This is a genomic window from Pseudomonas sp. s4 (assembly GCF_046764235.1).
Lineage (GTDB): Bacteria > Pseudomonadota > Gammaproteobacteria > Pseudomonadales > Pseudomonadaceae > Aquipseudomonas > Aquipseudomonas asiatica.
This window is the reverse complement of record NZ_CP177209.1, coordinates 1,989,857-2,012,500: the sequence shown is the minus strand read 5'-3', so window position 1 is coordinate 2,012,500 and position 22,644 is coordinate 1,989,857. Positions and strand designations below refer to the sequence as shown.

General features: G+C 63.0%; 23 protein-coding genes, 1 rRNA gene and 1 pseudogene (1 of these 25 running past the window's edge). 12 read left to right on the top strand and 13 right to left on the bottom strand.

What is annotated here, in order from left to right:
* Positions 1 to 695, bottom strand: a 16S ribosomal RNA gene (locus ACK56M_RS09385) (it extends 842 nt beyond the left edge of the window).
* 544 nt (positions 696 to 1,239) lie between these two features.
* On the opposite strand from ACK56M_RS09385, the pseudogene rhtA reads away from it, so the two are divergent.
* A pseudogene (gene rhtA / locus ACK56M_RS09380) lies at positions 1,240 to 2,149 on the top strand (threonine/homoserine exporter RhtA).
* Positions 2,150 to 2,317: 168 nt separating this feature from the next.
* Positions 2,318 to 2,599, top strand: a complete 282-nt coding sequence (locus ACK56M_RS09375; protein WP_003259745.1) for a hypothetical protein — start codon at positions 2,318 to 2,320, stop codon at positions 2,597 to 2,599.
* 41 nt (positions 2,600 to 2,640) lie between these two features.
* Here the strand turns inward: ACK56M_RS09375 and ACK56M_RS09370 are convergent, their stop codons facing one another.
* Entirely contained in the window at positions 2,641 to 4,449 is a 1,809-nt protein-coding gene (locus ACK56M_RS09370; protein ID WP_054572857.1) for an aminopeptidase P family protein, read from the bottom strand.
* 220 nt (positions 4,450 to 4,669) lie between these two features.
* Between ACK56M_RS09370 and ACK56M_RS09365 the strand changes: the two genes are divergently transcribed.
* Positions 4,670 to 5,788 carry a DUF3182 family protein gene (locus ACK56M_RS09365; protein WP_054572858.1) on the top strand — a complete coding sequence of 373 codons (1,119 nt, stop codon included), beginning with the start codon at positions 4,670 to 4,672 and terminating at the stop codon, positions 5,786 to 5,788.
* Positions 5,772 to 6,542, top strand: a complete 771-nt coding sequence (locus ACK56M_RS09360) for an alpha/beta hydrolase family protein (protein ID WP_054572859.1) — start codon at positions 5,772 to 5,774, stop codon at positions 6,540 to 6,542. The genes ACK56M_RS09365 and ACK56M_RS09360 overlap by 17 nt, the downstream gene beginning before the upstream one ends.
* Here ACK56M_RS09360 and ACK56M_RS09355 read toward each other — a convergent pair.
* Both ACK56M_RS09355 and ACK56M_RS09350 read right to left on the bottom strand, forming a co-directional pair.
* A complete protein-coding gene (locus tag ACK56M_RS09355; protein WP_015269665.1) occupies positions 6,521 to 6,901 on the bottom strand; it encodes an antibiotic biosynthesis monooxygenase in 381 nt (126 codons plus the stop codon). The genes ACK56M_RS09360 and ACK56M_RS09355 overlap by 22 nt on opposite strands.
* A gap of 105 nt (positions 6,902 to 7,006) precedes the next feature.
* The gene (locus ACK56M_RS09350) at positions 7,007 to 7,990 is read right to left on the bottom strand and encodes a GlxA family transcriptional regulator (protein WP_217190063.1); all 984 of its coding nucleotides are present in this window, start codon (positions 7,988 to 7,990) and stop codon (positions 7,007 to 7,009) included.
* An 82-nt stretch (positions 7,991 to 8,072) separates the two neighbouring features.
* Between ACK56M_RS09350 and ACK56M_RS09345 the strand changes: the two genes are divergently transcribed.
* Positions 8,073 to 8,621: a cysteine hydrolase family protein gene (locus ACK56M_RS09345; RefSeq protein WP_015269663.1), complete on the top strand. Its 549-nt coding sequence runs from the start codon at positions 8,073 to 8,075 to the stop codon at positions 8,619 to 8,621.
* Between the two features lie 141 nt (positions 8,622 to 8,762).
* Here ACK56M_RS09345 and ACK56M_RS09340 read toward each other — a convergent pair whose 3' ends face one another.
* Positions 8,763 to 9,326 (bottom strand): helix-turn-helix domain-containing protein, encoded by a 564-nt coding sequence (locus ACK56M_RS09340; protein ID WP_015269662.1) that lies wholly within the window; start codon positions 9,324 to 9,326, stop codon positions 8,763 to 8,765.
* An 83-nt stretch (positions 9,327 to 9,409) separates the two neighbouring features.
* Between ACK56M_RS09340 and ACK56M_RS09335 the strand changes: the two genes are divergently transcribed.
* From ACK56M_RS09335 to ACK56M_RS09305, 7 genes are all read left to right on the top strand, one after another.
* Positions 9,410 to 10,360, top strand: a complete 951-nt coding sequence (locus ACK56M_RS09335) for a DMT family transporter (protein WP_015269661.1) — start codon at positions 9,410 to 9,412, stop codon at positions 10,358 to 10,360.
* Between the two features lie 150 nt (positions 10,361 to 10,510).
* The gene (locus ACK56M_RS09330) at positions 10,511 to 13,426 is read left to right on the top strand and encodes a monovalent cation/H+ antiporter subunit A (protein ID WP_015269660.1); all 2,916 of its coding nucleotides are present in this window, start codon (positions 10,511 to 10,513) and stop codon (positions 13,424 to 13,426) included.
* Entirely contained in the window at positions 13,426 to 13,770 is a 345-nt protein-coding gene (locus ACK56M_RS09325) for a Na+/H+ antiporter subunit C (RefSeq protein ID WP_013971840.1), read from the top strand. The genes ACK56M_RS09330 and ACK56M_RS09325 overlap by 1 nt, the downstream gene beginning before the upstream one ends.
* Positions 13,767 to 15,446, top strand: coding sequence for a monovalent cation/H+ antiporter subunit D (locus tag ACK56M_RS09320; RefSeq protein WP_015269659.1), 1,680 nt, complete (start codon positions 13,767 to 13,769; stop codon positions 15,444 to 15,446). The genes ACK56M_RS09325 and ACK56M_RS09320 overlap by 4 nt, the downstream gene beginning before the upstream one ends.
* On the top strand, positions 15,443 to 15,931 hold the full coding sequence (locus ACK56M_RS09315) for a Na+/H+ antiporter subunit E (RefSeq protein WP_015269658.1): 489 nt from the start codon (positions 15,443 to 15,445) through the stop codon (positions 15,929 to 15,931). The genes ACK56M_RS09320 and ACK56M_RS09315 overlap by 4 nt, the downstream gene beginning before the upstream one ends.
* Entirely contained in the window at positions 15,928 to 16,206 is a 279-nt protein-coding gene (locus ACK56M_RS09310) for a K+/H+ antiporter subunit F (protein ID WP_003259015.1), read from the top strand. The genes ACK56M_RS09315 and ACK56M_RS09310 overlap by 4 nt, the downstream gene beginning before the upstream one ends.
* Positions 16,203 to 16,568: a Na+/H+ antiporter subunit G gene (locus ACK56M_RS09305; RefSeq protein ID WP_411959378.1), complete on the top strand. Its 366-nt coding sequence runs from the start codon at positions 16,203 to 16,205 to the stop codon at positions 16,566 to 16,568. Before ACK56M_RS09310 ends, ACK56M_RS09305 begins: the two co-directional genes overlap by 4 nt.
* 12 nt (positions 16,569 to 16,580) lie before the next feature.
* Here ACK56M_RS09305 and ACK56M_RS09300 read toward each other — a convergent pair whose 3' ends face one another.
* The 8 genes from ACK56M_RS09300 to ACK56M_RS09265 all read right to left on the bottom strand — a co-directional run bounded on the left by ACK56M_RS09300 (position 16,581) and on the right by ACK56M_RS09265 (position 22,639).
* Positions 16,581 to 16,793, bottom strand: a complete 213-nt coding sequence (locus ACK56M_RS09300; RefSeq protein ID WP_015269657.1) for a hypothetical protein — start codon at positions 16,791 to 16,793, stop codon at positions 16,581 to 16,583.
* Positions 16,790 to 17,260 carry a hypothetical protein gene (locus ACK56M_RS09295; RefSeq protein ID WP_003259020.1) on the bottom strand — a complete coding sequence of 157 codons (471 nt, stop codon included), beginning with the start codon at positions 17,258 to 17,260 and terminating at the stop codon, positions 16,790 to 16,792. The genes ACK56M_RS09300 and ACK56M_RS09295 overlap by 4 nt, the downstream gene beginning before the upstream one ends.
* 411 nt (positions 17,261 to 17,671) lie before the next feature.
* A complete protein-coding gene (locus ACK56M_RS09290; RefSeq protein WP_015269656.1) occupies positions 17,672 to 17,863 on the bottom strand; it encodes a hypothetical protein in 192 nt (63 codons plus the stop codon).
* 178 nt (positions 17,864 to 18,041) lie between these two features.
* Positions 18,042 to 18,446, bottom strand: a complete 405-nt coding sequence (locus tag ACK56M_RS09285) for a TraR/DksA family transcriptional regulator (RefSeq protein WP_003259022.1) — start codon at positions 18,444 to 18,446, stop codon at positions 18,042 to 18,044.
* 8 nt (positions 18,447 to 18,454) lie between these two features.
* Complete coding sequence (locus tag ACK56M_RS09280; protein ID WP_411959377.1) at positions 18,455 to 18,820, bottom strand: hypothetical protein; 366 nt, start codon at positions 18,818 to 18,820, stop codon at positions 18,455 to 18,457.
* A gap of 702 nt (positions 18,821 to 19,522) precedes the next feature.
* The gene (locus tag ACK56M_RS09275) at positions 19,523 to 20,296 is read right to left on the bottom strand and encodes an enoyl-CoA hydratase (protein ID WP_023662690.1); all 774 of its coding nucleotides are present in this window, start codon (positions 20,294 to 20,296) and stop codon (positions 19,523 to 19,525) included.
* Between the two features lie 13 nt (positions 20,297 to 20,309).
* Positions 20,310 to 21,437, bottom strand: coding sequence for an acyl-CoA dehydrogenase (locus ACK56M_RS09270; protein WP_085593208.1), 1,128 nt, complete (start codon positions 21,435 to 21,437; stop codon positions 20,310 to 20,312).
* Positions 21,438 to 21,445: 8 nt separating this feature from the next.
* Positions 21,446 to 22,639: an acetyl-CoA C-acyltransferase gene (locus ACK56M_RS09265; RefSeq protein ID WP_024086601.1), complete on the bottom strand. Its 1,194-nt coding sequence runs from the start codon at positions 22,637 to 22,639 to the stop codon at positions 21,446 to 21,448.
* Positions 22,640 to 22,644: the final 5 nt, after the last annotated feature.

The window sequence follows — 22,644 nt, the reverse complement described above, 5'->3', positions numbered from 1 at the left end:
ACGCATTTCACCGCTACACAGGAAATTCCACCACCCTCTACCGTACTCTAGCTCGCCAGTTTTGGATGCAGTTCCCAGGTTGAGCCCGGGGCTTTCACATCCAACTTAACGAACCACCTACGCGCGCTTTACGCCCAGTAATTCCGATTAACGCTTGCACCCTCTGTATTACCGCGGCTGCTGGCACAGAGTTAGCCGGTGCTTATTCTGTCGGTAACGTCAAAACAGCAAGGTATTAACTTACTGCCCTTCCTCCCAACTTAAAGTGCTTTACAATCCGAAGACCTTCTTCACACACGCGGCATGGCTGGATCAGGCTTTCGCCCATTGTCCAATATTCCCCACTGCTGCCTCCCGTAGGAGTCTGGACCGTGTCTCAGTTCCAGTGTGACTGATCATCCTCTCAGACCAGTTACGGATCGTCGCCTTGGTGAGCCATTACCTCACCAACTAGCTAATCCGACCTAGGCTCATCTGATAGCGCAAGGCCCGAAGGTCCCCTGCTTTCTCCCGTAGGACGTATGCGGTATTAGCGTTCCTTTCGAAACGTTGTCCCCCACTACCAGGCAGATTCCTAGGCATTACTCACCCGTCCGCCGCTGAATCAAGGAGCAAGCTCCCGTCATCCGCTCGACTTGCATGTGTTAGGCCTGCCGCCAGCGTTCAATCTGAGCCATGATCAAACTCTTCAGTTCAATACTGCTTGGGTTTTTTAAGAAACCCTAAACTTGGCTCAGCAATCTCAAATGACTATGTGATTTCTCGCATGGCCACTTGTGATGCTGATAATCTTTGTGACTATCAGTCCGCACTCACAAGCACCCACACGAATTGCTTGATTCGATTTGTTAAAGAGCGTTTGGTTAAGAGCGTTTCGCTTCAACCGAGGCGCGCATTATACGCTTTCCTCATTTGCTGTCAAGCGTTTATTTTGAAGTTTTTTGCGAGAAACTCGTTTAGCTTCAAACACTTGACTCAACATGGTGGCTGGCTTTGCTTCGCTACCGCGTTGGAGTGGTGCGCATTATAGGGCGGTGTTTCAGGAGGTCAACCTTTAATTTCAATAATTTAGGTTTTTTTGAAAAAGACCGCGTCAGGGCCGCATGGTGCTCGCCGCGAGCCTTGCAGCGCCGGTGAGATCGAGCACCGAAATAACAACGCCGGGCACCTTGCCCCCACCCACCGTATTTGCGCACTATATTGCTCACCCCAATCCCGCTCAAGGATCGTCGCGCAGAAATGAACACCCAGCCCCGCAGCCTGGCCGCTACCCTCTTCCCGATCGGCCTGCTGCTCATCGCCATGGCATCGATACAGTCCGGTGCCTCCCTGGCCAAAAGCATGTTCCCCATCATCGGCGCGCAAGGCACCACCACCCTGCGCCTGATCTTCGCCAGCATCATCATGCTGCTTATCCTGCGCCCTTGGCGTGTGCGCATGACCCGCAATACCCTGCGCAACGTCATCATCTACGGCATGGCGCTGGGCGGCATGAACTTCCTCTTCTATATGGCCCTGCAAACGGTACCGATCGGCATTGCCGTGGCACTGGAATTCACCGGCCCGCTGGCCGTGGCAATCTTCTCCTCGCGCCGGCCGATCGACTTCCTGTGGATTGCCCTGGCCATCGTCGGCCTGCTGCTGTTGCTGCCTGCCGGCCATGGCGGGCAGGCCCTCGACCCGGTCGGCGCTGCCTATGCCCTGGGCGCGGGCGTATGCTGGGCGCTGTACATCCTGTTCGGGCAACGTGCCGGGGCCGAGCATGGTATCCAGAGTGCCGCACTGGGCGTAGTGGTGGCCGCGCTGTTCGTTGCCCCCATCGGTATCGCCCACGCCGGCAGCGCATTGCTCACACCTGCCCTGATCCCCATGGCGCTAGGCGTCGCGGTGTTGTCCACCGCCCTGCCCTACAGCCTGGAAATGGTTGCCCTCACGCGTATCCCGGCACGCACCTTCGGCACCCTCATGAGTATCGAGCCAGCATTCGGCGCATTGTCCGGCCTGCTGTTCCTGGGCGAGGTACTGACGATTACCCAGTGGCTGGCTATTCTGGCGATCATCACCGCGTCTGTCGGCACCACCCTGTCCATGCGCAAGGAACCCAGCCCGGTCGTTGCCACTGACTGATATGAGAAATATTTTCATTTGAGACAGGATTAGTGATTGTAGCGACCCGTCTCGCTGATTAAGCTGTCACAGAATCATCATCTATACGCTATTTACTGGACCGAACACGGACGCTGGGGAAATTTCAGGAAGAACCAAAGCGATAACGACAGGGCCAGGCAGCTGATCCGCCCTGCATTTAAGGACAGGAATGAAACGTATTTTGCTCATCCTGGCCATCTTGGCTATTGCTGGATGTGCCGCCACGGCCAAGACCGAGGTCAAAAAGGGCAAGAAAGGCCTGCATATCAATTGCTCCGGCCTGTCTTCCTCGTGGGACAACTGCTACAGCAAGGCCGCAAGCTCCTGCAGCACGCGCGGATACCGGGTCATTGCACGCTCGGGCGATAGCGATGAAGAACCCGGTGACTACTTGTTCGGCATCAACCCGGCGGGTTACACCAGCCGCAGCATGATCGTCATCTGCAAGTAGAAAAAAGGGCAGCTCGCAAGCTGCCCTTTTCATTTGCCACCTTACAAGGGCGCGGTGCGCGCCTCCAGCCAGGCCAGCGCGTCATCCTTGAGCAACGGCGCCAGACGCTCGCGTACTCTGGCGTGATAGCCATTCAACCAGTCCAGTTCTTCCCTGGACAACAACTCGGGCACCAGGCAGCGGGTATCGATCGGGCATAGCGTCAGGGTCTCGAAGTTCAGGAAGTCGCCGAAGGCGCTCTTGCCGACCTCGCGATTGACCACCAGGTTCTCGATGCGCACTCCCCACTGCCCTGGGCGGTACGTACCCGGCTCGATCGAGCTGATCATGCCCACCTGCATCGCGGTCTGCGGCGTGGGTGCCGCCTGGTAGGCAATTACCTGCGGCCCCTCGTGCACGTTCATGAAGTAGCCCACACCATGCCCGGTGCCGTGGCCGTAATCCACCTGGTCAGCCCAGATCGGTGCCCGGGCAATGGCGTCGAGCAACGGCGATAGCACGCCCCGCGGGAAGGTGGCACGCGACAGGGCGATCATGCCTTTGAGCACGCGTGTGCAATCCTGCTTCTGTGCAAGGCTCGGGTTGCCCACCGGCACCATGCGCGTGATGTCGGTGGTGCCCCCCAGGTACTGCCCGCCCGAATCGATCAGCAGCAGACCATCGCCCTCGATGACCGCGTGCGACTGTTCCGTGGCGCGGTAATGCGGCATCGCGCCATTGCCGTTGAAGGCGGCAATGGTCGAGAAGCTCAACGACACGAAGCCTGGGCGGCGGGCACGGGCGGCACTCAACTGCTCGTCGATCGTCAGCTCGGTAACCAGCTCACGACCAAGGTTGGCCTCGAGCCAGGCGAAGAATTCGCACAGGGCCGCGCCATCCTGCTCCATCACCTGCCGGATGTGCACCAGGTCCTCATCACCCTTGCACGACTTGCTCAAGGTGCTGGGGTTGAGGCCCTCGACCAGCTCCACCTCGGCCGGCAGGTTATCCAGCAGGCCGCAGGTCACCCGGGCCGGGTCGACCAGCAATCGGCTGCCGGCCGGCATGGCGGCAAGGGCCTTGCCTGCTTCGGCGTAGTCACGCACTTCGATACCGTCGGCCGCAAGCACCTTGCGTAGATGTTCGTCGAGCTTGTCCTGGCCGACGAACAGGATGGCCTGCTGCTGGCTGATCAGGGCAAAGGCCACGAACACCGGATTGTAGGAAACATCGCTACCGCGCAGGTTGAACAGCCAGGCGATGTCATCCAGGGTGGCGATGAAATGCCAATCGGCCCCCTTGGCCTGCACGCTCTGGCGCAACTGCGCCAGTTTTTCCGCACGGTTCACCGTGGCGTGCGGCGGCAAATGCTGGTAGACCGGGTTGCCTGGCAGCGCCGGGCGCCCTTCCCAGACCTGGCCCAGCAGGTCCTTGTCAGTCACCAATCGCGCCCCGCGCGCCTTCAGCCGATCGCTCAGTTGGCGCGCCGAAGCCAGCGCCATGACCGCACCATCTACCGCCACGCTGCCGTTGGGCTCGACGTGATCGCCCAGCCATTCCAGCGCACCAGGCTTGCCCGGCAGCAGCTTCATCAGCTCGATGCCACTGCCTGCCAGCTCGTGTTCCGCCTGTTCCCAGTAGCGGCTATCGACCCACAACCCGGCAAAGCCAGCTGTGACGACCAGCGTGCCGACCGAGCCATGGAAACCCGAAAGCCACTGGCGCCCTTGCCAGTAACCAGGCAGATATTCGGAAAGATGGGGGTCGGCCGAAGGTACCAGCAAGGCATCGATGCCCTCTGCGGCCATGGCCTGGCGAACCAGCGCCAAACGCTGCGGCACGCTTTGCCCAAGGGTGGTCTGAACGTTCATGCGCTCTCCTGCGGCTACATCACGGTTTATCCAGTGTGCCGATAATGGAACAGCCGCCGAAGCCCTGCAATCTTGGCGACCGACACACGGCATGCATTGCCCGTGACGCCCTGCGCATACCGGACATTTCCTACAGACGGGCCAGAACCACCGATCCAGTTCCGCTGAACTTCCACAAAGCACCGGCTTCACACTCAGTACATTCATTGCACACAGGCAAATGACCATGCCCAACGCCTGCGCCCCTAAAAGCGGCGTGGTGCTGCTCGACACCCGCGCGCACACCCCCGACCACGAGCATGCCGTGCACCTGAAGCTTGCCGATGGCCTGGCCCGCCTTCTGGGCTGCCCGCACGTGCAACCCAGCCAGCCACCAAGCGCCACCGACGGCTACTACTACCTGCCCACCGAAACCCTGGTCGATCCCGAACGCCATGCCGCCCTCGGCATCTGCAGCGAACAGGACCTTTTCGGTGGCCTGGTCGCACACCCCTACATGGCGACCAAGGCGATTTCCCACCCGCTGCCGGCCGGGGCCAGTTTCCCGCCGGGCTGGACCGATGCCTTCGCACGGCAAGCCTGCGACGCCCTGCTGCGCGGCTACACCGTATTCAGCAAGGCCGATGCACGGACCGCCGCACAGCTGTTACTGACGGACGGCCCGTTGCGAATCAAGCCGGTACTGGCCTGCGCAGGCCGTGGGCAACAGGTCATAACCACGGCGGATGAGCTGGAACCGCTGCTGGCCGGCATGGATGACCAGGACCTTGCGCTATGGGGGTTGGTGCTCGAGGAAGACCTGAGCGAAGTGCAAACCTTCAGCGTTGGCCAGGTACGTGTCGCCGGCCTGACCTGCAGCTATCACGGCACCCAGCAACTTACCCGCGACCATCAGGGCACGGAAGTGTATGGCGGCTCCGACCTGGTAGTGGTACGCGGTGACTACCAGGCACTGCTGCAACTGCCGCTGGATGAGCCGCTGCGCCTGGCCATCAACCAGGCGATGGCCTACGAACAGGCCGCCGAGCAGCACTTCCCCGGCTTCATCGCCTCGCGGCGCAACTACGACATTGCCCGCGGCGTGAACCCACAGGGCCACCTGCGCAGCGGCGTACTCGAGCAATCCTGGCGCCTGGGCGGTGCCAGCAGTGCCGAACTGCTGGCCTTGCAGGCGTTCGCCGACGACCCGGCATTGCAACGGGTACGTGCCTCCACCCATGAAGTGTTCGGCGCCCCCGAACTACCCACTGACGCCACCCTCTTTTACCAAGGAAACGACAGTGAACTCGGACAACTCAGCAAATTTGCGCGGATTCGCGAACATGACCATTCAAAGTGAAACCGTTGAACTCCAGGTCGAGGATGACAGCATCGTCGGCACCTTGGTCAGCCCCGGCAGCAAGATGCCGGGCATTCTCTTCGTCCACGGCTGGGGTGGCAGCCAGCAACGCGACCTGGCCCGCGCCCGGCATATCACCGGGCTGGGCTGCGTATGCATGACCTTCGACCTGCGCGGCCACGAAAAAACCGAAAGCCAACGGCTGACGGTAACCCGCGAACAGAACCTGACCGACCTGCTGGTGGCATACGACCGGCTGGCAAGCCACCCAGCCGTCGACACCAGTGCCATCGCCATCATCGGTAGCAGCTATGGCGGCTACCTGGCCACCTTGCTGACCCGTGAGCGGCCGGTCAAATGGCTGGCCCTCAGGGTACCCGCGATGTACTGGGACGACGAATGGAACCTCCCCAAGCAAACCCTCGACCGGCAACGGCTGAACGCCTATCGCCAACGCCTGCTCGGCCCGGCAGACAACCGCGCACTGGCAGCCTGTGCCGAGTTCGGTGGCGATGTACTGCTGGTCGAGTCCGAGCAGGACGACTACGTACCGCACAGCACCTTGATGAGCTACCGCTCGGCATTCGTCAGCGCCCATTCGCTCACCCACCGCATCGTCGACGGTGCCGACCACGCGCTGTCCAGCGAAGAGAGCCAGAAAGCCTACAGTTCGATCCTGGCGGCATGGGTCAGCGAAATGGTCATTGGCGCCCGCCTGGATCGCTACCCGCACTACGCACCCTGGTATGCCTGAGGCTCACCCACCTGGCAATGCAGGCCGCCATCGGCACCGCGCACCAGGCTGCGCAGCGTCTGGTAGGCAGCAAAGTTGACGCCACGCGCCTGGTACTGGCCAAGCAGGTCGAGGAAAGGTTCCCCGACGAAATATACGGCCGCCGCTGCCCACGCCTGGCGGGATTGCCACTGCAGGTACTGCAGCACCCGGCTGCCATCGTCGCTGGCCTGAATACTGACGCCCTGCAGTCCTTCGCAACGCGCGGCCAGCTCTTCGCTGCGCGCCACCAGCGCTTGGGCCAAGGCCTGCTGGAACTTGCCAGGCACTTCAAATTCGATCATCTGGGTAAACCACAGGGCATGGGATGTTGCCGTCATGAACGGTCTCCTGGTCACGGACGCCTACAGCGCGATGCAGAGCAGGGTAAAACCTCAAGTTATATCAAGGTCAAGCGGTTTCCGCACCGGGAACGCCCCCGCGCCCTAACCCGATACCGCGAAGCGCCGCCGATAATCACTCGGGGTCAGGCCGGTGATGCGCTGAAACACCTTGCGAAACGCACCCGGGTCCTGGTAACCGACGCCCCAGGCGATCTGCTCGACATTGCGCCGGGTGAACTCCAGCAAGCGGCACGCACGCCCCACCCTCACCTGCTGGCAGTACTCGGTCGGCCGTAGCCCCGTGGCAGCACGAAAACGCCGCAGGAAAGTGCGTTCCTCCAGCCCCGCGCATGCGGCCATGCTGGCCAGGTCGGCATCCTGCCCACCGTTGCCCTGCAACCAGTGCTGCACTTTCAGCACTGCTTCATCACCATGGTCCAGGCGTGGGTTGAACACTGCACCGGGCAGTGGCGCCGCGACCGGGTCGACCGCCAGGTAGCGGGCAGTTTCCCGCGCCACCGTCGCGCCCATGAAGCGCTCCAGCAAGCGCAAGCCCAGGTCGGTCCAGGCCATCAGCCCGGCCGAAGTGACGATGTCGCCATCGTCCAGCAACGGCTGCTGGGCCTCGACCCGCACCTTGGGAAAACGCTGGGCAAGCGAATGCACGTAGTTCCAGTGGGTACAGGCCGGGCGCCCGTCGAGCAGACCACTGGCGGCGATGAAGAACACCCCGATGCACACCGATGCCAGCACCGTGCCGTGCCCGTGCAACTGGCACAACGACGCGCGATGGCGCTCAAGCAGCTCACCCTGTGGTGCCGACTCCAGGCTTGGCGGAATGATCAGCACCCGCAGATCGGCCGCGGCGGCAGGCGGGCCCTCAGGGGCAAGCTGCAACCGCCCTGCCTCGTCTGCCTGCCAAAAGCTGATACGCGCCGATGGCAACTCGACAGCACCCAGTTCGGCAACCACCCGGTTGGCTACCAGGAAAAGGTCGGCCAGCCCATGCACGGCAGCACGCTGCGCGCCGGGGTACAGCAGCAGGCCGATGTCCAGGCTGGCGGGGTTGTCAGTTTTTGCCTGCATAGTGTCGTTCGCGCCAATCCTCAGGTCAGTGCACACAGCCTATAACTAACGTCATCCAACGACTACTGCCACAGGAGGCAGCATGAGCAAGCAGGCGCTGATCATCATCGACATCCAGAACGACTACTTCCCGGGCGGCAAATGGACCCTCGATGGTGCCGACCAGGCGGCCGACAATGCTGCCCGCCTGTTGGCGGCAGCGCGTCAACGGGGCGACTTGGTGGTGCATGTGCGGCATGAGTTCGAAAGCGCCGATGCGCCGTTCTTCGCGCCAGGCTCGCAGGGTGCGGCGATCCATGCCAAGGTCGAGCCTCAAGCCGGTGAGCCGGTGGTGCTCAAGCACAAGGTCAACGCCTTCCTCGGTACCGACCTTGAGCACACGCTGGACCGGCATGGCATCGAGGCCCTGACCATCGTCGGCAGCATGAGCCACATGTGCATCGACGCCGCCACCCGGGCCGCGGCCGACCTGGGTTACGACGTGACCGTGGCGCACGACGCCTGTGCCACGCTGCCACTGGAGTTCAATGGCAAGCGGGTGCCGGCGGCGCAGGTGCATGATTCGGTGATGGCGGCGTTGGCGTTTGCCTATGCCAAGGTGGTCAGGACCGATGAGTTGATAGGAGACTGACCGCGAACCTTGGTTGCCCATACGGGCCTCATCGCCGGCAAGCCAGCTCCCACAGGTCCACCTTCAGGCTCATAGCCAGTGGCGAACCTGTGGGAGCTGGCTTGCCGGCGATGAGGCCCTGGAGGCAGCAACACCTCTCGATCAAATCACCACATTGCGCACAAACCGCACCGCCACCGCCCCATCGTTGCGATAGGCATACCGGCAGTTACTGGGAAACACATGGAACTGCCCGACCTGCAGGCGATGCTCGACCCCTTCGATAATCAGCGTCAGTTGCCCTTGCGCCACATAAATCTGCTCGCTCCAGCCTTCGGCATCAGCCTCGCTGGAATAGCACTCGCCCGGTGCCAGGGTCCATTCCCACAGTTCCACCTCGCGCCGCGCCACGCTGCTGCCCAGCAGCACCGCCCGACTCTGCGGGTGCTCCCCGGCCCAGGCCAACTCTTCGATGCGCCCGGGGTCGCGCTGGTCAGGTGCCTGGATCAGAGTACTGAAAGCCACGCCCAAGGCCTCGGCAATCAGGTCGAGAGTAGTCAGGCTGACATTCTTCTCGCCCGCCTCGATCGCCACCAGCATGCGCCGGCTGACCCCGGAACGCTCCGCCAACGCCGTCTGGCTCATACCCGCGGCGTTGCGCAGGCTGCGTACATTGAGGCTGACATGTTGCAGCACCGATGCCCGGTGCGAGGAATCTTTGTGCACTATATTGCTCACTGGTCGGTATTGCGCAGTATACTGCCCACTTTGCGGCGATTGTGCGCCGCCCCCTCCGAGTGCGCAAGACCATGAGCCAGCCCAGCAGCAAACCGACCCCTGCCATTGCCTTTCGCCTGAGCAAGGCCGAATTGGTGCTGGTGTTCATCACCATGCTGTGGGGCGGCACCTTCCTGCTGGTGCACAACGTGATGAGCGTCAGCGGCCCGATGTTCTTCGTCGGCCTGCGCTTCGCCGCAGCCGCGCTGTTCGTCGGGGTGGTCTCGGCGCGGGCGCTGCCAGGGCTGACCTTCACCGAACTGAAGGCCGGCATGCTGATCGGGGTGTCGATCATGCTCGGCTACGGCCTGCAGACCATGGGCCTGCAAACCATCAGCAGCAGCCAGTCGGCGTTCATCACCGCGCTGTACGTGCCGTTCGTGCCGCTGCTGCAATGGCTGGTGCTGGGCCGGCGCCCCGGCCTGATGCCCAGCATCGGTATCGGCCTGGCGTTCATCGGCCTGATGCTGCTGGCCGGTCCGGAGGGTGGCAGCCTGCACTTCAGCGAAGGCGAGCTGGTAACCCTGGTCAGCGCCGTGGCCATTGCCGGCGAAATCATCCTGATCAGCCGCTACGCCGGGCAGGTCGATGTGCGCCGGGTCACCGTGGTGCAGCTGGCGACCGCCTCGCTGCTGGCGTTCCTGATGATCGTGCCGACCCAGGAGCGCATACCCGATTTTTCCTGGCTGCTGCTGACCAGTGCCGTGGGCCTGGGCGCCATGAGCGCGGTGATCCAGGTAGCCATGAACTGGGCGCAGAAGTCGGTCTCGCCCACCCGCGCCACCCTCATCTATGCCGGCGAACCAGTATGGGCCGGGATCGTCGGGCGCATCGCCGGTGAGCGCCTGCCGGGCGTGGCACTGCTCGGCGGCCTGCTGATCGTGATCGCGGTGGTGGTCAGCGAACTCAAGGTGCGCCGCCCGCGCGAGGTGGCCGAATCGCGGGAAGTGACGGATGAAGGTGAACGCCAGGCTGGCCTGTAAAGCCGCCAACTGCGGCTATGCTTTGTAAGAATCTGTTATAAAAAAACAGCTTGTCACAGCCTGTTTGTAGGATTCTGCGACAGCTTGCGTGTTGGTGATCAACCCCTCGGCACGTATGATTCTTTGCAAACTTCTCCAGAATAGAACGCTATGTCATTGATAGTGCTATTGCTTCTGCCGTTCGTGGGCAGTTGCCTGGCAGCAGTGCTGCCGCACAACGCACGTAACGCGGAGTCCATTCTCGCCGGGCTCGTGGCCCTGGTCGGCACTGTCCAGGTAGCACTGCTGTACCCTCAGGTTGCCCACGGTGGCGTGATTCGCGAAGAGTTCCTCTGGCTGCCCAGCCTGGGGTTGAACCTGGTGCTGCGCATGGACGGCTTCGCCTGGCTGTTCTCGCTGCTGGTGCTGGGCATCGGTACGCTGGTTTCGCTGTATGCCCGCTACTACATGTCGCCACAAGACCCGGTGCCGCGCTTCTTCGCCTTCTTCCTCGCCTTCATGGGCGCCATGCTCGGCCTGGTGATCTCCGGCAACCTGATCCAGCTGGTGTTCTTCTGGGAACTCACCAGCCTGTTCTCGTTCCTGCTGATTGGCTACTGGCACCACCGTGCCGACGCCCGCCGTGGCGCCTACATGGCGCTGATGGTCACGGGCGCGGGCGGCTTGTGCCTGCTGGTGGGTGCCCTGCTGCTCGGCCATGTGGTCGGCAGCTACGACCTGGACAAGGTCCTGGCTGCCGGCAACACCATCCGCCAGCATGCGCTGTACCCGGTGCTGCTGCCGCTGATCCTCATCGGCGCCCTGAGCAAGAGCGCACAGTTCCCCTTCCAGTTCTGGCTGCCCCATGCCATGGCAGCGCCCACCCCGGTATCGGCTTATCTGCACTCGGCGACCATGGTCAAGGCCGGGGTGTTCCTGCTGGCGCGCCTGTGGCCGGTGCTGTCGGGCAGCGAAGAGTGGTTCTGGATCGTAGGCGGTGCTGGCGCCCTCACCCTGCTGCTCGGCGCCTTCGCCGCCATGTTCCAGAACGACCTCAAGGGCCTGCTGGCGTACTCGACCATCAGCCACCTGGGCCTGATTACCCTGCTGCTGGGCCTGAACAGCCCGCTGGCCGCGGTCGCGGCGGTGTTCCACATTCTCAACCACGCCACCTTCAAGGCCTCGTTGTTCATGGCCGCCGGCATCATCGACCACGAAAGCGGTACCCGTGACATCCGCCGCCTCAGCGGGCTGATACGCCTGGTGCCATACACCGCCACCCTGGCCATGGTCGCCAGCGCCTCGATGGCCGGCGTGCCGTTGATGAACGGTTTCCTGTCCAAGGAAATGTTCTTCGCCGAAACGGTGTTCATCAGCTCCACTGCCTGGGTCGAGGCCACGTTGCCGGTGGTCGCCACCCTGGCCGGCACCTTCAGCGTGGCTTATGCCCTGCGCTTCACCGTCGATGTGTTCTTCGGCCCCACTGCACAGGACCTCCCGCACACACCACACGAACCGCCACGCTGGATGCGTGCGCCGGTCGAATTGCTGGTGCTTACCTGCCTGGTGGTGGGCATCTTCCCTGCCCAGTCGGTCGGCCCGCTGCTGGCCGCCGCCGCCCTGCCTGTGGTGGGCGGCACCCTACCGGAATACAGCCTGGCCATCTGGCATGGCTGGAACGCGCCGCTGATCATGAGCCTGGTGGCCATGAGCGGCGGTATCGTGCTTTACCTGCTGCTGCGCAAGCAGCTGCGCCTTGGCCGCTTCCCCTACCCACCGGTGATCGAACGCTTCAATGGCAAGCGCCTGTTCGAACACGGCCAGGTGCAGCTAATGCTGCTGGCGCGGCGCATCGAGCGCCTGCTCACCAGCCGCCGCCTGCAATCGCAGCTGTTCATGCTGGTGCTCGCCGCCTTCCTCGCCGGCCTCACCCCCATGCTCTACAGTGGTCTCAGCTGGGGCGACCGGCCGAAGATTCCGGGCTCGGGCGTGTTTGTCGCGCTGTGGCTGATCGCCATCGCCTGCGCCATCGGCGCTGCCTACCAGGCCAAGTATCACCGTTTGGCGGCGTTGATCATGGTCAGCGTCTGCGGCCTGATGACCTGCATCACCTTCGTCTGGTTCTCCGCGCCCGATCTGGCCCTGACACAGCTGGTAGTGGAAGTGGTCACCACCGTGCTGATCCTGCTCGGCCTGCGCTGGCTGCCGCGGCGAATCGAAGGCGTATCGCCGCTGCCGGGCAGCCTCGAGCGTGCGCGCATGCGTCGCCTGCGCGACCTGCTGCTGGCGGTGCTGGTAGGTGGCGGCATGGCCGTGCTGTCCTACGCCATGCTCACCCGGCCGACGCCGAACGACATTTCCTCGTTCTACCTGAGCCGGGCACTACCCCAGGGCGGTGGCACCAACGTCGTCAATGTCATGCTGGTCGACTTCCGTGGCTTCGATACCCTCGGTGAAATCACCGTGCTTGTGGCCGTGGCGCTGACCGTGTTCGCCCTGCTGCGGCGCTTCCGCCCGCCCAAGGAAAGCATGCAACTGCCGGCGCAACAGCGTCAGCTGGCACCCGACGTGGTCACCGACCTGATCAACCCGCGGCATGCCACCGACACCGCCCTGGGCTTCATGATGGTGCCCGCGGTGCTGGTGCGCTTGCTGCTGCCGATCGCCCTGCTGGTGTCGATGTACCTGTTCATGCGTGGCCACAACCAGCCGGGTGGCGGCTTTGTTGCCGGCCTGGTGATGTCGGTGGCGTTCATCCTGCAGTACATGGTGGCCGGCACCCAGTGGGTCGAGGCGCAGATGAGCCTGCGCCCGCTGCGCTGGATGGGCACCGGGCTGCTGTGCGCAACCCTGACCGGCGCGGGCGCCATGCTGCTGGGCTACCCGTTCCTCACCACCCATACCGCCCACCTGCACCTGCCGTTGCTCGGCGATGTGCACGTGGCCAGCGCGCTGTTCTTCGATGTCGGGGTGTTCACTGTGGTGGTCGGCTCGACCCTGCTGATCCTCACCGCCCTGGCGCACCAATCGGTGCGCGCCTACCGCCCGGGTAACCCGGCGAAAACCAGCCAAGCAGGAGCCGCCTGATGGAAGAAGTGATTGCAGTTGCCATCGGCGTGCTGGCCGCTTCGGGAGTGTGGCTTATCCTGCGCCCGCGAACCTACCAGGTGATCATGGGCCTCTGCCTGCTGTCGTACGGGGTCAACCTGTTCATCTTCAGCATGGGCAGCCTGTTCATCGGCAAGGAACCGATCATCAAGGACGGCGTGCCCCAGGACCTGCTGCACTACACCGACCCGCTGCCGCAGGCCCTGGTGCTCACCGCCATCGTCATCAGCTTCGCCATGACCGCGCTGTTCCTGGTGGTGTTGCTGGCCTCGCGCGGCCTGACCGGTACCGACCACGTGGATGGCCGGGAGCGTGACGAATGAGTGGCATGAGCCAATTGATCATCGCGCCCATCCTGCTGCCCCTGGTTACCGCGGCATTGATGTTGCTGCTGGGCGAGAAACACCGGCAGACAAAGGCCTGGCTGAACCTGCTGTCGACCTTTGCCGGCCTGGCCATCGCGGTCAGCCTGCTGCTGTGGGTGCGCACCCAGGGCCAGGCGGAATCGATCGGTGTCTACCTGCCGGGCAACTGGCCGGCACCGTTCGGCATCGTGCTGGTGGTAGACCACCTGTCGGCCCTGCTGCTGACCCTCACCGGCATCATCGGTTTCAGTGCCCTGCTGTTTGCCCGCGCTCGCTGGGACGGTGCCGGGGCCAGCTTCCACGCACTGTTCCAGATCCAGCTGATGGGCCTGTACGGCGCCTTCCTCACCGCCGACCTGTTCAACCTGTTCGTGTTCTTCGAGGTGCTGCTGGCCGCTTCCTATGGCCTGCTGCTGCATGGCTCGGGCCGCGCCCGAGTGCGTGCCGGCCTGCACTACATTGCCATCAACCTGTTCGCCTCGTCGCTGTTCCTGATCGGCGCAGCGATGCTGTATGGCGTGACCGGCACCCTGAACATGGCCGACCTGGCGCTGAAGATTCCGTTGGTGCCGGAGGCCGACCGTGGCCTGCTGCACGCTGGCGCGGCGATCCTGGCCATGGCCTTCCTGGTCAAGGCCGGCATCTGGCCGCTGAACTTCTGGCTGGTACCGGCCTATGCCTCGGCCAGCGCGCCGGTGGCGGCGCTGTTCGCCATCATGACCAAGGTCGGCCTGTATGCCGTGCTGCGCCTGTGGACTCTGCTGTTCTCAGGGCAGGCCGGGGCCTCGGCGCACTTCGGTGGTGAATGGCTGGTGTACGGTGGCCTGGTCACCCTGGCGGTGGCGGCAGTGTCGATCATGGCCGCGCAGCGCCTGGAGCGCATGGCCGCCCTCAGCATCCTGGTTTCAGCCGGCACCCTGCTCGGCGCCGTCGGTTTTGCGCAATCGGCGCTGACCGGCGCGGCGTTGTTCTATCTGGTCAATTCGACCCTGGCGCTGTGCGCGCTATTCCTGCTCGCCGAACTGGTCGAACGTTCGCGCTCGGCCAACGAAGCACCGCTGGACGACGAAGAAGACGCCATGCCGCCACCGCTGGAATCACTGCACCCGCCCAAGGGTATCAACCTCGACGATGAACAAAAGGTTGTGATCGGCCAGATCATCCCGTGGACCATGGCCTTCCTCGGCCTCAGCTTCATCGCCTGCGCCCTGTTGATCATCGGCATGCCGCCGCTGTCGGGCTTTGTCGGCAAGCTCAACCTGATCAGCGCGCTGTTCAACCCGCAAGGGCTGGGCGTGCCTGCCGAGCAGCCGCTGGGCATGGCGGGTTGGGGCCTGGTGGCGTTGCTGGTCCTGTCTGGCATGGCCTCGCTGATCGCCTTCGGCCGCGTCGGCATCCAGCGCTTCTGGAAGCCTGAAGAGCGCCCGTCGCCGGTGCTGCGCCGCTATGAATGTCTGCCCATCGTCATCCTGCTCGGCCTGTGCTTCATCCTCAGCTTCAGGGCCGAGCCGCTGCTGCGCTACACCCAGGACACCGCCGCCAGCCTGCAGGCCCCCGACACCTATATCGAAGCCGTGATGGCCGCCCGGCCGATTCCTGGCCCCACCTCGCTCGACGTACAGGTGCAGCCATGAATCGACTGTTCCCGGCACCGCTGTTATCGGTTTCGCTGTTCGCACTGTGGCTGTTGCTGAACCTCTCGGTCAGCCCCGGCAACCTGCTGCTGGCAGCCGCGCTCGGCGTGCTGGCGCCACTGCTGATGGCACCGCTGCGCCCACAGCATGCCCATGTGCGACGGCCGCTGGCCATCGCCCGGCTGATTGGCCGTGTCGGCATCGATGTGATCATGTCCAATCTCCTGGTTGCCCGTGGCGTGCTGCGCGCCAGCAAGCAGCCGCCGCGCTCGGCCTTCGTGCACATCCCGCTGGCCCTGCACGACCCACATGGCCTGGCGGCGTTGTCGATGATTACCACGGTGGTGCCCGGCACGGTCTGGTCCGAGCTGGCCCTGGACCGCAGCGTGTTGCTGCTGCATGTGTTCGACCTGGACGATGAGGCGGCCTTCATCCAGCACTTCAAGGACACCTACGAACGCCCGCTGATGGAGATTTTCCAATGACAGGCCTGCTCGCCAATGCTGTCCTCGCCAGCCTGTTCATCTTCGCCCTGGCCATGGCCCTGGCACTTATCCGGCTGTTCCGCGGCCCGTCCGCCCAGGACCGGGTGCTGGCGCTGGACTACCTGTACATCCTGGCGATGCTGACCATGCTGGTGCTGGGAATCCGTTATGCCAGTGACACCTACTTCGAAGGTGCCCTGCTGATTGCGCTGTTCGGTTTCGTTGGCTCGTTTGCCCTGGCCAAGTTCCTGCTGCGCGGTGAGGTGATCGAATGACTGAAACCCTGCAACTCCCCTTCTGGCTGGAGCTGGTCACAGCCGCGCTGCTGCTGACCGGCAGCCTGTTCGCCCTGATCGGTGCCGTGGGCCTGTTGCGGCTGAAGGACTACTTCCAGCGGATGCACCCGCCGGCACTGGCTTCGACCATTGGTGCCTGGTGCGTGGCACTGGCTTCGATCATCTACTTTTCTTGGCTCAAGGAAGCCCCGGTGCTGCACGCCTGGCTGATTCCGATCCTGCTGTCGATCACCGTGCCGGTGACCACACTGTTGCTGGCCCGGGCGGCGCTGTTCCGCAAGCGCATGGCGAAAGAGCCGGTCCCTGAAGAAGTCAGCAACGGCCGCGATCGAGGCAACTGACAGGTCGCCACCTCACCCTTGGGCCAGGCGCTGCAACTCGCGCCGGACCATGGCCGCATAAGGCGGCGGGCCGAGGCGATACAATTCCCCTGCCACCCAGTTCAACCAGGCGCCTTGCAGTTCTTCGCGCCTGGCCAGCAAACGCTCGGCCTCGGACACGGCATCCGCCTGGTGCTGCCGATGGAACTCGGCACGCGTGGCAGGCGCGTCGTCACTGTGGGTCATTCACTGGCCTTGAAGGTGGTCAGCTCACCCTTGCGCCATTTGGCAACCTTGCCGGTCACCGCCTTGAGCAACTTGCCCAGGCCTTCCTGCACTTGTTGCTGTGCGGCGAATACCAGCATCACACCGTGGCCTTCACGGAACACGATGCCCTCGCCTTCAGGCACCGACACAAAGGCATAGTCGCCCACGCCATATACGTTCAACTTGATTTCGCGAAAGCGCATTTCCAGTTTGCCGCCTTCGCGGCTGGGCAGCACGGCGGCGCGAAAGTGGTCGCCGACCTTCAGTTCCAAACGCTGCTTGTCATCGACGACCAATGCGCTTTCGGTGTCGATTTCGGCCATGTACAGGCCTTCGGGACTCTGTTCCGTAACATAGACAAAGCGGCCCTGGAACAGCTGGGCCAATTTACCGCGCAAGTCGCCCAAGGCGAACAACGCATGGGTATCAAGAGTGCTGACTGCCAATGAAGTAATCCTCAACCGGTTACAACCCGCCCTCACCCAAAGCTCGGTGAGGCACGGCCATTTCTTATCGATAGGCGAAAAGAGTAATAAAGCGATATGCGAAATGTCTGCGCCCGCTGGCGATGCAGCGTGCGGGAATCTTTACCCTGGCTTGCCAGATCTGGCCTCAAATACAGGCTTTCGGCATATTCCCGATTCGGGAAGCGCAATGTCTGACAGCAAAACCGCCAGAAAAAAATGCGACAGGCAATGCCAGAGCGCACGTAAGAACGGGCCCTGCAATCCATCAGCGCATTACTGGGGAAAGAATATGCACGAAAACACCGAAATTCGTCGAGAGGCAAAGTACATTTCTTACAAGCGAACGCCCTGAACAACACCCCGTTCGCTTGCCGGCAGCACTCACGGTGCTCAGGCAGCCAGGCCCTTCTTCAACTGCTGCCAGGCCGCTTGGCACTCCAAGGCCTCTTCACGGGTGGCAAATGCGGTACCACGGCGTTCGCCATTGACCAGCACCACCCAGCAGATGCGTTTACCCAGCGCCCGCATCGAGGCTGGCACACCAGAACCAATCATCACGGCTACATCGACCCGGCTATTCATCATTCCCTCCGGAATTTAATTAGCACCCTAACGATAAAGTGATGATACGCCTGCTTACGGCGCTGAAACAGCGCATCCCGGTACAGCAGTGTTACGTGCAGGGCAACAAAACCGCCGCCGGCAAGAAACGCAAAAAGCCCCAGGGATCGCTCCGTGGGGCTTGGCACACCGCGCGGGGTTACACCTGGCGCTGGTGGCGGTCGAGCTGCTCGTGGCGCTCCTGGGCTTCGATGCAGTACTTGGTGGTCGGGCTGATCAGCAGACGCTTCAGGCCGATTGGTTCACCGCTGTCATCACACCAGCCGAAGCTTTCGTCGGCAATACGGTCCAGGGCCATTTCCAGCTGCGGCAGCAGGCGCTGGTCGCGGTCGATGGCATTCACCAGCCAGCTACGCTCTTCTTCGACCGAAGCCACGTCGGCAGGGTCCGACGGGGTGTCCAGGCCTTCGATGGTGGCACGGCTCAGCTCGATGCGTTCATGGGTTTCGACTTTCATCGCCTGCAGCAGGCCAGCGAAGAAAGCCAGCTGGTCAGCGTTCATGTAGTCATCGGCCGACATGGCCAGCAACTGTTCCTTGGTCATCGATTTCTCTATGAAAAAATGTGCATTTGGGCGATTCGGGTGCCGCCGACGCCTCGGCATCGGCAGCAGAATTCTTCAAGCGCCAACCGGCACTCTTTTACAGGGGGCGGCAGTCTAAGGCGCCACGTCGCGTGGAGCAACTGCAATTGGGTGCGAATTTGCTTCCGGTGCCCACATTCCGCCAGTCGGCGCCCTCTGCTCTGGCTCTGGCTCTGGCTCTGGCTCTGGCTCTGGCTCTGGCTCTGGCTCTTGATCTTGATCTTGATCTTGATCTTGATCTTGATCTTGATCTTGATCTTGATCTTGATCTTGATCTTGATCTTCGCGACTTCAGGAGGCCGAGCAGAGGTTTTGCGGAGGGAGGTGACGGGCATGGATGCCCGTCAAGCGCTGAGGCCCCATGGATGGGGCCTGCAGCGCGTCCTCCCGGGAGCAAGACCGGAGCGAGGGAACCCCGTAGCGTAGCGGAGGGGCCGGATGATGGGAGCGCAGCGTTTTTTGGTTACTTTTTGTCGCGTTTGACAAAAAGTGACTCGCCGTAAGGGCGAAAAGGTGAGTAAGCGTCGCCATCGTAAATGGACTATGCGCGAGATCAAGACCAGTACGTTTCCGCTCTTCGCTCTTCGCTCTTCGCTCTTCGCTCTTCGCTCTTCGCTCTTCGCTCTTCGCTCTTCGCTCTTCGCTCTTCGCTCTTCGCTTTCAAGCGTGGGCATCAACAACAAGGTCAACATTCATTTTCGAAGGTGGCGCTTAATCACCTTTCCGCCCTTACGGCGGGTCACTTTTTGTCAAACGCGACAAAAAGTAACCAAAAAACGCTGGCTCCCATCATCCGGCCCCTACGCTTCGCTCCGGGGTCCCCTCGCTACGGGCCTGCTCCCGGGAGTACGCGCTGCAGGCCCCATCCATGGGGCCTCAGCGCTTGACGGGCATCCATGCCCGTCACCTCCCTCCGCAGTCCCTTCGCTCGGCCTCCTGAAGTCGCAATCGGCGGCGCCTGAGCTACCGTGCGCTTAGAAGCAAAGCAAAAGCAAAAGCAAAAGCAAAAGCAAAAGCAACGGCAATGCCGATTCCAATCAACGATCCTTGAACTGCGCCTCGCGCTTGGCAATGAACGCAGCCATCCCCTCTTTCTGGTCTTCGGTAGCAAACGCCGCATGGAACACCCGCCGCTCGAAGCGCACACCTTCGCTGAGGGTGACTTCGAACGCACGGTTGACGCTCTCCTTGACCATCATGCTCACCGGAATCGACTTGCTGGCAATGGTCGCGGCCACCTTCAGCGCCTCTTCCACCAGCTCCGCCTGCGGCACGATACGCGCCACCAGCCCGGCACGCTCCGCTTCCTCAGCCCCCATCAGGCGACCGGTCAGGCAAAGTTCCATGGCCTTGGCCTTGCCCACCGCGCGGGTCAGGCGCTGGGTGCCGCCCATGCCCGGCAGCACGCCAAGGTTGATTTCCGGCTGGCCAAACTTGGCATTGTCCGCCGCCAGGATGAAGTCACACATCATCGCCAGCTCGCAGCCACCGCCCAGGGCAAAACCGGACACCGCGGCAATGATCGGCTTGCGCCGGTTGGCAATGCGGTCGGAATCGCTGAACAGGTCGTCAACGTAGATTTGCGGGTATTGCAGCTCGGCCATTTCCTTGATGTCGGCACCAGCGGCAAAGGCCTTGGCGGAACCGGTCAGCACCACGCAGCCGATGTTCGGATCGCGCTCGAGCTGGTCCAGGGCCTGGTTGATCTCGCCGACGATCTGTGCGTTCAGCGCATTCAGCGCCTGCGGGCGGTTGAGGGTAATCAGGCCGACCTTGCCGTGGATATCCAACAGGATAGTTTCGAATGCCATGCAGTCTGCTCCTTCAAAGATTGCGCGCAATGACCATGCGCTGAATGTCGCTGGTGCCTTCGTAGATCTGGCAAACCCGAACGTCGCGGTAAATCCGCTCCAGCGGGAAGTCGCTCAGATAGCCATAACCGCCCAGGGTCTGCAAGGCATCCGAACAGACCTTTTCGGCCATTTCCGAGGCAAACAGCTTGGCCATCGACGCTTCCACCAGCGCCGGGCGCCCGGCATCGCGCAGCGCGGCAGCGTGCAGCACCATCTGCCGGGCCACGGCAATCTTCGTCGCCATGTCGGCCAGGCGGAAGGCCACCGCCTGGTGCTCGATCAGCGCCTTGCCGAAGCTCTGCCGCTCGTTGGCGTAGTCACGCGCCACTTCGAACGCCGCGCGGGCCATGCCCACCGCCTGCGAGGCGATGCCGATGCGGCCGCCTTCGAGGTTGGCCAGGGCGATCTTGTAGCCCTCGCCTTCGGCGCCCAGGCGGTTGGCCACCGGCACGCGCACATTGTCGAAAACGATCTGGCAGGTGTCGGAGGCGTGCTGGCCGAGCTTGTCCTCAACCCGCGCCACCTGGTAGCCCGGCGAATCGGTGGGCACGATGAAGGCACTGATGCCGCGCTTTCCGGCGTCCGGGTCGGTCACGGCGAACACGATCACCACCCCGGCGTTCTGCCCGGAGGTGATGAACTGCTTGCTGCCATTGAGCACGTAGTGGTCGCCATCCAGACGTGCACGGGTCTTCAGGCTGCTGGCGTCGGAGCCTGCCTGCGGTTCGGTCAGGGCGAAGGCGCCGAGCATCGCACCGCTGGCCAACGGGGTGAGGAACTGTTCTTTCTGCTGCTCGCTGCCAAAACGCAGGATCGGCACACAGCCCACCGAGTTGTGCACGCTCATGATGGTCGAGCAGGCGCCGTCACCGGCGGCGATTTCCTCCAGGGCCATGGCATAGGCCACGTAGCCGGTGTCGCTGCCGCCCCACTGCTCCGGCACCAGCATGCCGAACAGGCCCAGCTCGGCCATCTCGTCGATGGCCTCCTTGGGGAAGCGGTGTTCCTTGTCCCATTGCTCGGCAAACGGTTTCAGGCGCTCCTGGGCAAAGGCGCGTACCGCGTCGGCGATCTGTTGTTGCTCGTCAGTTACCAGCATGATTCACCTCAGTACAGGCATTCGACAGCCATGGCCGTGGCCTCGCCACCGCCGATGCAGATGGCCGCCACGCCACGGCGCAGGTTGTTCTGGCGCAGGGCCGACAGCAGGGTCACCAGGATGCGCGCGCCGGAAGCGCCGATCGGGTGGCCGAGGGCGCAGGCGCCGCCATGGATATTGACCTTGTCGTGCGGCAGGTCGAGGTGCTTCATGGCCGCCAGGGTGACCACGGCGAAAGCCTCGTTGATCTCGAACAGGTCGACCTCGGCCAGGTTCCAGCCAGTGCGTTTCATCAGCTTGTCGATGGCACCGATCGGCGCGGTAGGGAACAGTGCCGGGGTGTCGGCAAAAGCGGCGTGGCCGTGGATCACCGCCAGCGGCTTGAGGCCGCGCTTGTCGGCTTCGGAGCGGCGCATCAGCACCAGCGCCGCAGCGCCGTCGGAAATCGAGCTGGAGTTGGCGGCGGTCACCGTGCCGCCTTCGCGGAAGGCCGGCTTGAGCTGCGGGATCTTGTCCAGGCGCGCCTTGGGCGGTTGTTCGTCATCCTTGATGACGCGCTTCTCCTTGCCCTCGGTAACCTCGACCGGCACGATCTCGGCAGCAAAGCGACCACTCTTGATAGCGTCCTGGGCGCGGGTCAGCGAGGCGATGGCGAACTGGTCCTGGGCTTCGCGGCTGAAGGCATTGGCCTGGGCGCAGTCTTCGGCAAAGGTACCCATCAGGCGGCCCTTGTCGTAGGCGTCTTCCAGGCCGTCCATGAACATGTGGTCGATGATCCTGCCGTGGCCCATGCGGTAACCGCCACGGGCCTTGTCCAGCAGGTACGGCGCATTGGTCATGCTTTCCATGCCACCGGCCACCACCACATCGGCGGTACCGGCCAGCAGCAGGTCATGGGCCATGATCGCCGCCTGCATGCCCGAACCGCACATCTTGTTCAAGGTGGTGCAGGTGGTGTGCTTGTCCAGCCCGGCGCCCAGCGCGGCCTGGCGCGCCGGTGCCTGGCCCTGGCCAGCCGGCAGCACGCAGCCGAACAGCACCTGCTCGACACTGGCAGCATCGATGCCGGCACGCTCCACGGCACCACGGATGGCGGCGCTGCCCAGCTGCGGCGCGGTCAGGCTCTTGAGGTCGCCCTGCAGGCCGCCCATGGGCGTGCGCACGGCGCTGACGATAACGATCGGGTCATTGGCGAGGGTCATGTTCA